The sequence below is a fragment of the Phreatobacter sp. genome (genome assembly GCF_052440005.1).
Taxonomy (GTDB): Bacteria; Pseudomonadota; Alphaproteobacteria; order Rhizobiales; family Phreatobacteraceae; genus Phreatobacter.
This window is the reverse complement of record NZ_JBQVQL010000126.1, coordinates 1-10,562: the sequence shown is the minus strand read 5'-3', so window position 1 is coordinate 10,562 and position 10,562 is coordinate 1. Positions and strand designations below refer to the sequence as shown.

Here is a 10,562-nt window from a genome sequence, read left to right as displayed (position 1 = left end):
CGCCGGGCGCGCGTCGCGCTCGGGACGTCCCTCGGGGCGCCCCTTGCGGGCGGAGCGATCCTCGCGGGCGCCCACCTGTTCGAAGACGGGGCGGTCGAACTCGACGCCGGCGAGCTCGGAGAGCTCCTCGCCGAGCTGGTCGCGCAGAACGCGCGTGCGGATCTCGTCCACCTCGCCCTCGGGCAGCTCGCCGAGCTGGAAGGGTCCGAAGGAGACGCGAATGAGGCGGTTCACGTCGAGGCCGATGGCGCCCAGGACGTTCTTCACCTCGCGGTTCTTGCCCTCGCGCAGCGACAGGGTGAGCCAGCTGTTGGCGCCCTGCACGCGGTCGAGCTCGGCCTCGATCGGGCCGTACTCGATGCCGTCGACCTCGATGCCCTTGCGCAGGCGGTCGAGCGTCGCCTGGTCCACGCTGCCGTGGGCGCGCACGCGGTAGCGGCGCAGCCAGCCCGTGGCGGGCAGCGCGAGGACGCGGGCGAGGCCCCCGTCATTGGTCAGCAGCAGCAGGCCCTCGGTGTTGATGTCGAGGCGGCCGACCGTCACCACCCGGGGCAGGTCGTCGGGCAGGCGGTCGAAGATGGTGGGGCGGCCCTCGGGGTCGCTGTTGGTCGTCACCAGGCCCGCGGGCTTGTGATAGAGCCAGAGGCGGGTGCGCTCGCGCTCCGGCAGCTTCTCGCCGTCGACCAGCACCAGGTCACGCTCGGTGACGTTCATGGCGGGGGAGGTGAGCACCGTGCCGTTGACGCTGACGCGCCCGGCCTCGATCCACTCCTCGGCCTCGCGCCGCGAGCAGAGCCCGGCGCGGGCGAGCACGCGGGCGATGCGCTCCTCGCCGCGGTTGACCGGCTCGAACGAGCGGTCGCGCTCGCGCGGCACGGTGTTGCGGTCTCGCTGGCCGCGCTCCTCGGCGAACGAGCGCTTGGGGCGATCCTCGCGGCTGCCGCGCTCGGCGCGCGGCTTCTTCTCGATGCCGGCCTCGCGGGCGAGCGCCTTCACCACCGGGTCCTCGTCGATGTCCTCGAGGAAGGCGGGCATGTCCGCGTCCATAGCGATGGGGTCGTAGGCCTCCTCGCGCGCGGCCCGGCCCTTGCGGGCGCCCTTGGCGGGCTTCGCCGGCGTGGTTTCGGCTTCGGCTTCGGCCTCGGCGATGGGAGCGGCGGCCTCCGCGACGGGGGCGGTCTCGGACTTCGCGGCCTTCGCTGCCTTGGCCTTGGGGGTCGGCTTGGGCGCAGCCTCGGCCTTGGGAGCCTCGGCGGCAGCCGGCGGGGTCTCGGCGGGCGTGGCCTGGACGGGCGCAGCGGCCTTCGCCTTCGTCGTCCGGGCCTTCGGCGCGGCCGTCCTGGTGGCCTCGACCTTGGTCGCCTCGGCCTTCGGCGGCTTGGCGGCGGACGTCTTTGATGCGGTGGTCTTCGCCGCCGCGGCCGGCGCCGTTTCGGCGGCCTTGGAGGTCTTCGCCTTCGCCGGCGCCTTGGCCGGAGCGGTCTCGGCGGCCTTGGCGGTCTTCGTCTTCGCCGGCGCCTTGGCCGGAGCGGTCTCGGCGGCCTTCGCCTTGGTCGTCTTCACGGGGGCGTTCTTCGCCGTGGGGGCGGTCACGGCCTCGGCCGGAACGGCTGCAGCCTTCGCGGCCTTTTTGGCGGCGGCGGGCTTTGTCTCGGCGGTGGCAGGAGAGGCTTTGGAATCGGTTTTCCGCGTCCGGCTGGGGGCCGGACGGTCATCGTCGCGCTTGCGGGGCATGGGGTTCTCGTGAGATCGGGTTGTCGCGGCGCCATCCGGCGTGCGCGGCCGGGTGCCCCGGCAGGAACGCGGGCCTTTAGCACGAACGGCGCGAAATGGCGAGAGCCGGTGATTCGCAACACCCCGGGGCGGCCTCGACCCCCATGGCGGAGGCCCTCGAGGAGGCCCGCGCGGCCGCCGCGCGCGGCGAGGTTCCGGTGGGCGCGGTGATCGTCCGCGACGGTGTCGTCATCGCCCGCGCCGGCAACCGCACCCTCGCCGACCGCGACCCCACGGCCCATGCGGAGATCGTCGCCATCCGCCTCGCCTGCGCTGCCCTCGGGTCCGAGCGCCTGCCAGGTTGCGACCTCTACGTGACGCTCGAGCCCTGCCCGATGTGCGCCGCCGCCATCTCCTTCGCCCGCATCCGCCGGCTCTATTTCGGTGCCGCCGACGTCAAGGGCGGCGCGGTGGAGAACGGCGTCAGGCTCTATGCGAACCCCACCTGCCACCACCGGCCGGAGGTCTATGGGGGGATCGGCGAGACCGCTTCGGCCGAGATGCTGCGCGACTTCTTCCGCGACCGCCGCTAGGCGCCCGGCCGCGAGCCGAGCCGCGTGTCGCGCGCGATCATGCGGGTGAGAATGATGACCGGCACGATGCCGATCGCGACGATCACCAGCGCGCCGGTCGAGGCCTGGGCGAGCCGTTCGTCGGACGCGAGGTTATAGACGCGGATGGCGAGGGTGTCGAAGTTGAACGGCCGCACGATGATGGTCGCCGGCAGTTCCTTCAGCACGTCGACGAAGACCAGCAGCGCCGCCGTCAGCAGCGAGCGCCGCAGCATGGGCGCATGGATGGCTGCCGCGACCTTGGCCGCGCTGGCGCCGAGGGTGCGCGCCGCGGCATCGAGGGAGCCCGGGATCTGGTGCAGCCCGGATTCGACCGGCCCCGCTGCCACCGCGAGGAAGCGGACGAGATAGGCATAGAGCAGCGCGAAGGCCGTCCCGGAGAAGAGGAGGCCGGTGCCCCAGCCGAAGGCCGCCTTCGCCCACCCATCGAGCGCCGCGTCGAGGCCGCCGAGCGCCATGAGGATGCCCACGGCGATGACCGTCCCGGGCACGGCATAACCGATGCTGGCGACACGGATCGCCGTGGTGGTGAGGGGGCCGGGCGCGAGCCGGCCCGCATAGGCGACGAGCGTCGCCGCCGTCACGACCAGGAGGGCCGCAGCGCCGGCGAGGACGAAGGAATTCTGCGCATAGGTGAGGAATCGCCCGCTGAACAGCGGGTCGCCGTCCAGCGCGTGGAGGCGCAGCAGCGCCGCGACCGGCAGGATGAAGCCGAGGAGCACCGGCAGTCCGCAGGCGAGGAAGGCGAGGGCGCCGGCGCGCCGGGTGAGATGGAGCGGGGCGATTGTGCGGTGGCGCCGCCCGCCCGCACCGAAGCGGCGGTCGCGCCGCGCCAGGAACTCCACCGCCACCAGCAGCAGCACGAAGCCGAGGAGGCCGGTGGCGAGCTGGGCCGCCGCCACCCGGTCGCCGAGGCCGAACCAGGTGCGGTAGATGGTCGTGGTGAAGGTCGTGACGCCGAAATACTGCACCGTGCCGAAGTCGGCGAGCGCCTCCATCAGGGCCAGCGCCACGCCGGCCGCGATCGCCGGCCGCGCCATGGGCAGGCCGACGCGCAGGCACGCCGCCCACGGGCTGGCGCCGAGGGTCCGGGCGGCCTCCAGCACACAGGTCGACTGGTCGAGGAAGGCCGAGCGGGCAAGGAGATAGACGTAAGGGTAGAGCACCAGGGTCAGCATCAGGCTGACTCCGGGCAGGGTGTGGATCTCGGGGAACCAGTAGTCGCCGCGCGACCAGCCGAAGAGCGCCCTCAGGCCGCTCTGGATCGGGCCGGCGAAGGCCATGGCGTCGGTATAGGCATAGCCGATGATGTAGGCGGGCACCGCGAGCGGCAGCAGCAGCAGCCATTCGAAGGCGCGCGAGCCGGGAAAGCGGCAGAGCGTCACCAGCCAGGCGGTGCCGACGCCGATCACCGCCGTGCCGGCGCCGACCATCACCATCAGCCCCAGCGTGTTCAGCACGATCTCGGCGAGCACCGTCTCGGCGAGATGGGCGATGGAGCCGCTGCCGCGCTGGAAGATGCTGAGCGCTACCGCCAGGATCGGCGTCGCCACCACCGCCGCCAGCACCAGCGCCGTGCCCAGCAACGCAGGACGCCCGGCCATGACGACCGGGCGCTGCAGGGCAGGGGAGGAGGGGCCGAGGACGGCGTCGGTCAAGGCATCACTTCCAGCCGGCGCGGTCCATGATCTTCAGCGCCTCGGCATTGTTGCGGGCGAAGACGCGGGCATTGAGGGCATCGACCTTGAACTTGCCCCAGGCCGCGACATGGGGCGGCGGCTCCACCCCGGCGACGACCGGATATTCCGAATTGCCGAAGGCGAAGTAGCGCTGCGCCGACGGGGTCGAGAGATACTCGAGGAAGGCCTTGGCGGCGTCGATGTTCTTGGCGTGGCGGGCGATGCCGGCCGCCGAGATGTTGACGTGGGTGCCGCGGTCGCCCTGGTTCGGGAAGACCACGCGCAGCTTCTCCACCACCGCCTTGTCCTCCGGCTTGGAGGACAGCGCCAAGCGGCCGAAATAGTAGGTGTTGGCGACGGCGACGTCGCCCTCGCCGGCCGCCGCGGCCCTGATCTGGTCCGTGTCGCCGCCGCGCGGCGGGCGGGCCATGTTGGCGACGACGCCGCGCGCCCAGGTCTCGGTCTTCTCCGGCCCATGGGCGGCGAGGACCGAGCCGGTCAGGGACTGGTTGTAGACGTTGATCGACGAGCGGATCAGCACCTTGCCCTTCCATTTCGGGTCGGCGAGATCCTCATAGCTGGCGATGGCGCCTTCGGCCACCTTGTCCTTCGCCACCAGGAACACGCGGGCGCGGGTGGAGAAGCCGAACCAGTTGCCGTCGGGGTCGCGCAGGTTGGCAGGAATGCGGCTCGCCAGCGTCTCGGAGGCGAAGGGCTGCAGCAGGCCCAGGCCCTGCGCCTTCTCGATGCGGCCGGCGTCCACCGTGATCAGCACGTCGGCGGGCGAATTGGCGCCCTCGCTCTGCATGCGCGCCAGCAGCGGATCCTCGCCCGCCTCGACGCGGTTGATGGCGATGCCGGTCTGCTTGGTGAAGTCCGAATAGAGCGCCTCGTCGGTGTCGTAGTGGCGCGAGGAATAGAGATTGAGCGTGCGGCTCTGGGCGCGCAGCAGGGCGGGGCTGGCGACGAGCAGCGCGGCGCCGCCGAGAAGGGCGCGGCGGGTCTGAGAGAATGCCATGGGGGTCTCCAACGGGCGGTTCTTGCACCACCGGGCGTCTCTTCCGACCGGCAGCTGGAAAGGTGCGCGACTATCCTATCGCCCGTTGGGCAGGGCAAGACCGTGGAAAAACATTGGAACGACTCCAGACAACTGTTTGGAATCGCTCCAGCTGCAGAAATTTGTTGAAACCGACGGTCAACTTGACCGCGTCCCAGCCGGACCTGTCGCGGCGAGGAGAGGGTGGAAGGCACGGCAGGAGGGGCATCACACTTCTGCGACCGAAGCGCGCAGCCAGGCCGAATCAGCGTCGACCCGCCGCCGCGTAGGCCCCGCTGCAGGCGATGAAAGGGTCGGTGCGGAACTGCCGGTCGGCCCGACCGTAGGCCAGGGGCAAGCCGTCGGGGCGGGTCATCTCGCCTCCCGCCGCCACCAGCACGGCATGGGCGGCGGCGATGTCCCATTCGGTGATGGAGGCGAAGCGGGCCGTGACGTCCGCAGCCCCCTCCGCGATCAGCGTGTACTTCAGCGACGAGCCTACCGCCCTCTGCTCGGCGATGCCGCGGTCGCTGTAGTAAGCGGCGGTGGCCGCATCGGGGTGCGAGCGGCTCACCAGCGCCACCGGCCCTGCCGGGGGCAGGGGGCGGGTGCGGATGGTCCGGCGATCCTTCGCGTCCCCGATGGACGCGCCGGGCGGCAGGTCCATCGCCTCGGCCTTGCCCGCGGCGCCGATCCACAGCCGCGACAGGGCCGGCGCATAGACGACGCCCGCCACCGGCCGGCCGCCTGCGATCAGCCCGATGTTCACGGTGAACTCGCCGTTCTGGCTGATGAACTCGCGCGTTCCGTCCAGCGGATCGACGGCGACGAGCGTTCCCTCGCAGACCGGCCAGAGTCCTGCGGCGGCCGCTTCCTCGGCCAGCACCGGCACGTCCGGCAGCAGATCGGCGAGGCCGGCGAGGATCACCCGCTCGGCGGCGTGGTCGGCAGCCGTGACCGGCGAACCGTCGCCCTTGACCGAGGCCGCGCCACCATAGTGGCCCATGATGGCGGCGCCCGCCCGGCTGGCGAGCGTTCCCAGAGCGTCGAGCAGATGCGGGTCGGTGAAATCGGTGCTCATCCGCCCTGACTAGGCCAAGGCCCGCCGCCGGGGAAGTGTCCCGCCGCGGGACAGCCACGCAGCGTTTCCTTCACCGCCTTTCTTGGCAGCCTGTTCACCCGGCCGGGCCATGATGAACGTCGCGTTAGGGACATTTCCCGCATTTTCGGAAAAGCCGATGAGTGTTGCGTTCGGCACACAGCGCCCGGGTCGCCGGGCCTTCAGATGGTTCGCCTTCGGCCTGGTCGCCCTGACCATGGCGGCGTGCGGCCGCTATGCCTATGAGCGGCGCGAGCAGTGGCGCTCCGACCTCGAGAGCCGCTGCATGGCTTCGGGGGCGGTGCAGATGTCGCGCTACGTCCAGCGCACCAACACGATCAATGGCCCCGGCACCTGCGGCATGGACTACCCGCTGCGCGTCGCCGCCCAGGCGCGCGGGCAGGTCGCCTACAACCGCCCGCAGACGCTCGCCTGCCAGATGGTGCCGACGGTCGACCGCTGGATCGACAACGTCGTGCAGCCGGCGGCCCAGCGCTGGTTCGGCGCCACCGTCCTCGAGGTGAGGGCCGGCTCCTATGCCTGCCGCGGCATCCGCGGCGGTCGCTCCGGCCGCATGTCCGAGCATTCCTTCGGCAATGCCCTCGACGTCTTCGCCTTCGTCCTGTCGAGCGGCCATACGGTGGTGGTCCGCCAGCACTGGCGCGGCGAGACGGCCGAATCCGGATTCCTCCGCGAGATCTTCGTGCGCGCCTGCGATCATTTCACCACGGTGCTCGGCCCCGGCGCCGATCCCTTCCACTACGACCACTTCCACCTGGACCTTGCCCGCCACGACCCCCGCTGGACCCGCCGCGTCTGCCGCCCCCGTCCGGAGACGGTACAGATGCTGCAGCCCTCCTCGCCGGGCGGCGCCTTCGGCTTCGGCATGAGCCAGCCCCGCATGCTGACGCGCTGAAGCCCGGATCGGCGGCGCAAGCCTTTCGATCCGCCGGCGCATCCCCTACATTCCGGCATGCGCCGTCCGCATGGAGCGTGCCGCCTTGCAGAACACGTTGCTCGCCATTGCCATCGCCCTCATCGCCGCCATCGTGGCGGCGGTGGTCGGGCCTTGGCTGGTCGACTGGAACGGCTACCGGCCGCGCATCGAGGCCGAGGCCTCGCGCCTCTTCGGCACGCCGGTGCGCATCGGCGGCGACCTCTCCATCCGCCTCCTGCCGTCCATCCGCATCGACGCCCGCGACGTCGCCATCGGCACCGAGGCGAGCGGCGCCCGCATCGGCCGCCTGCGCGGCGAGCTCCGCGTCGCGCCCCTGCTGCGCGGCGAGGCCTCCCTCAATGCCCTCCACATCCGCGATGCCGACGTGCGCCTGCGCCTCGGCCAGATGCCCGGTCGCGTCCTCCCCGTCGAGGCGCTGACGGTCGAGAATGCCCGCCTGTCCGTCGCCGAGGACGGCGGACCCGTCACCCTTCTCGCCGAGCGGATGATGCTGTCTGGCGAATCGCGCGGCGCCGCAGGTCCGGTGCGGCTCGAGGGCTCGGCCACCGTCGGTGAGTCGGTGGTGCCGCTGCACCTGATGATGAGCCTCGCCGAACACGGCGACCTGCTGCTGCGCCTGCGCGTGCCGGAGCGCCCGGACGGTCCTGGCCTCGAGGCGGAGGGGACGATCGGCGGCGAGGGACGCCCGCGCTTCGACGGCACTCTCGTCATGACCGGCCGGACTGTGCGGCTGCCCTGGCGCGTTTCCGGCCAGGCGGCGGTGACGGCCCAGGCGCTCGTCATGCAGCGCGCCGAGGCCCAGGTGGGCTCAGGCGAGCGCATCGCCCGTGCCACCGGTTCCTTCCGCCGCGGCTTCGGGCCCGGCGCCGCAATCGAGGCGGTGATCTCGGCCCGTCAGGTCGATCTCGACCGCCTGATCGACGGCCCGCCGCGGACGCCGCGCATCGTTCTGGACGGGCTCCTCGCCGAGGTTCCGCGCCTCGCCGAGGGCGTCATTCCCATGACGCTCGGCTTCGACATCGCCGGCGCGACCCTCGGCGGTGCACCGCTCGGCGACATCCGGGGCGACATGGAGGCGGCGGACGGTCGCTGGACGATACGTAGCTTCTCCGGCCGTCTGCCTGGCGAGGCGCAGGTCGAGGCCGCGGGCGAGGTGACGCTCGCCGGCGGCATGGGCTTCGCCGGCACGGTATCCGTCAACGCGGCGCGCCCGGCCGCTCTCCTCTCCTGGATCGACGGCCAGCCGACCCCGCCGGGAACTCTCGACGACCCGCTGCGGCTGACCACCCGTCTGACGGCGGAGGCTGGCCGCCTTCTCCTCGACGACATTACAGCCCAGACGGCCGCCGGGCGCACCTCCGGCCGCATCGCGCTCGACGTGCCCGCCCTCGGCCGCCACGCCCTGCAGGCCGAGCTGACCGCCGACGCCCTCGACCTCGACCTGATGCTGCGCATCGCCCGCGGCGCCGGCGCCCGGCTCGATCCCGCCACGGACACGCGCATCCAGCTGCGCGCCGGCCAGGCCCGCTTCGCCGGCTTCCTCGCCCGCGACGTCGACCTCGCCGTCGCGACCGACGGTCGCACCTTCGAGGCCGAGCGGCTGAAGGTGGGTGACCTCGCCGGCTTCGGCCTCGACCTCACCGGCCGCCTCGACGGCCTCGGCGGTCCGCTGCTCGGACGGCTTTCCGGCCGCCTCAGGGCTGCCGACACCGACGGGCTGGTGGCGCTTCTGCTGCGTGACGAGCGCACGCGCACGCTCGCCGAATGGATCAGGGCCCGGGCCCCGTCCCTTGCCGGGGCCGACCTGGCGCTGACATTCGCCGCCAGCGGTCGCCGCGCCCTCGGCCTCAGGATCGAGGGACGGGTCGGCGAGGCGGGCGTCCAGATCGATGCGGCCGGCGCAGGAGACCCGTTCGACCCGGCCGGGCTCACCGGGCGCGTCGCCCTCGTCATCGATGCCCCGCGTGCCGACCAGATCTTCGCGCTGGTGGCGGGCGCCGCCGCGCCGGCGCCGACCCCGGTGGCACGCACGCAATTGTCGGCGCAGATCGAGCGTCCAGATCCGACCTCGCTCCGCCTCACGGGCTCGCTCGCCTCCGCCGGGACGACCCTCACCTTCGACGGCGCACGCGGCGGCGACGGCGCCGCCAGCCTCGCCGCCGCCCTCAGGTCCGACGACCTGTCGACGCTGATGCCGCTGGTCGGCGTCCCAGCCGAGATCGCCGGTCGCCTGCCGGCGACCTTCGATCTGCGGGCCCTCGCCCGTGGCGGCGAGTGGCGAACCGAGCGCGCGGAGGGCAGGATCGGCACCACCACCGTTACGGCGCGCCTCACCGGGCGTGGCACCAGCGGGCGCGGCGAGATCGCCCTCGGCGACATGCCCGGCGAGGCCGCCATGGCGCTCGTCTCGGGCCCGGCCTGGCTGATCGACGGCGGCGCGGGCGAGTTCGCTGCCGCAGCCTTCGGCGAGACGGTTCTGGACCATGTCGATGCCGACGTGGCGCTCCGCGTGGCCCGCATCGGCCTCGGGAGCTATCCCGCCCTCACCGGGCTGACGGCGCGCCTCGTGCGCCAGGGTCGCGTCACGGCACTGCACGACCTCGGCGCGACGCTGGGCCCCGCCCGTGTCTCCGGCGGCCTCACCCTGGACCGCTCGGCGTTGCGCACCCTCCTGTCGGCGCGCCTCGGCCTGTCCGGCGTGCCCGCCGCTCTGGCCTGGCCGGGCGCCAGGGGCGACCTGACGCTGACCGCGGACCTTGCGGCGGATGGTGCGACGCCGGCGGCCCTCGTCGCCGGCCTCAACGGATCGGGCGCGTTGACCTTCCGGACGACCGCCCTGTCGGGCGCCGATCCGGCCTCGCTCGCCCGCGTCACGCGGCAGGCGGAGATCGCTCAGGATCTCGGCCGGCCCATGACCGACATGGCCTTCGGTGCGGCCCTCGCCCAGGCGCTCGAGGCGACCGTGCCCCTCGGCGGCGGCCGGGTATCGCTCGGCTTCGTCGGCCTCACCGCCCGGGCCGGCAGCACCACCTTTGCCGTCCCCGGCGGCAGCCTCGCCTGGGCGGGGAGCTTCGACCTCGCCGAGGGAACGATGGGCGCGCAGGTCCGCATCACCCCCGACCCGATCCCCGAGGCGGAGACCATGCCGGTCATCGCCATGCGATTCGAGGGGCCCATCGGCGCCCCGACGCGCACCATCGACACCGACGACGTCTCGGGCTGGCTCGGCCTGCGCCTGATCGACCGCGCCGCGTTCCGCATCCGCATGACCGAGAGCGATCGTCTGGAGCGCAGCCGCCAGCGGGCCTTCTCGCGCTACACTGCGGTGCCGCCCCCGCAGGTGGTGGTCGCCATGCCGCCGATGCCGCCGCCCGTGTCCGCCGAGATGTTCCTGGTGCCGCAGGGCCCCGCGCCCGTCGTGCCGGCGCCCGAGTTGCCGCAGGAC

7 protein-coding genes are annotated in these 10,562 nt (G+C 72.8%); 3 read left to right on the top strand and 4 right to left on the bottom strand.

Translation table 11 applies throughout. The features are described from left to right. On the bottom strand, positions 1 to 1,593 hold a 1,593-nt coding region (locus ACT6XY_RS21040; RefSeq protein WP_444750265.1), incomplete at its 3' end, for a pseudouridine synthase. Positions 1,594 to 1,877: 284 nt separating this feature from the next. Between ACT6XY_RS21040 and ACT6XY_RS21035 the strand changes: the two genes are divergently transcribed. Continuing rightward, on the top strand, positions 1,878 to 2,306 hold the full coding sequence (locus ACT6XY_RS21035; RefSeq protein WP_444750264.1) for a nucleoside deaminase: 429 nt from the start codon (positions 1,878 to 1,880) through the stop codon (positions 2,304 to 2,306). Here ACT6XY_RS21035 and ACT6XY_RS21030 read toward each other — a convergent pair. The 3 genes from ACT6XY_RS21030 to ACT6XY_RS21020 all read right to left on the bottom strand — a co-directional run bounded on the left by ACT6XY_RS21030 (position 2,303) and on the right by ACT6XY_RS21020 (position 6,141). Continuing rightward, positions 2,303 to 4,003, bottom strand: coding sequence for an ABC transporter permease (locus ACT6XY_RS21030; RefSeq protein ID WP_444750263.1), 1,701 nt, complete (start codon positions 4,001 to 4,003; stop codon positions 2,303 to 2,305). The two genes, ACT6XY_RS21035 and ACT6XY_RS21030, sit on opposite strands and share 4 nt — an antisense overlap. 4 nt (positions 4,004 to 4,007) lie before the next feature. Then, a complete protein-coding gene (locus ACT6XY_RS21025; RefSeq protein WP_444750262.1) occupies positions 4,008 to 5,042 on the bottom strand; it encodes a Fe(3+) ABC transporter substrate-binding protein in 1,035 nt (344 codons plus the stop codon). A 283-nt stretch (positions 5,043 to 5,325) separates the two neighbouring features. Continuing rightward, a complete protein-coding gene (locus ACT6XY_RS21020; protein ID WP_444750261.1) occupies positions 5,326 to 6,141 on the bottom strand; it encodes a 3'(2'),5'-bisphosphate nucleotidase CysQ family protein in 816 nt (271 codons plus the stop codon). A gap of 157 nt (positions 6,142 to 6,298) precedes the next feature. Between ACT6XY_RS21020 and ACT6XY_RS21015 the strand changes: the two genes are divergently transcribed. Together ACT6XY_RS21015 and ACT6XY_RS21010 are read left to right on the top strand one after the other, a co-directional pair. Further along, a complete protein-coding gene (locus ACT6XY_RS21015) occupies positions 6,299 to 7,075 on the top strand; it encodes an extensin-like domain-containing protein (RefSeq protein WP_444750260.1) in 777 nt (258 codons plus the stop codon). A gap of 85 nt (positions 7,076 to 7,160) precedes the next feature. Continuing rightward, positions 7,161 to 10,562, top strand: a 3,402-nt coding sequence (locus tag ACT6XY_RS21010; protein WP_444750259.1) for an AsmA family protein, incomplete at its 3' end; no start/stop codon positions are given.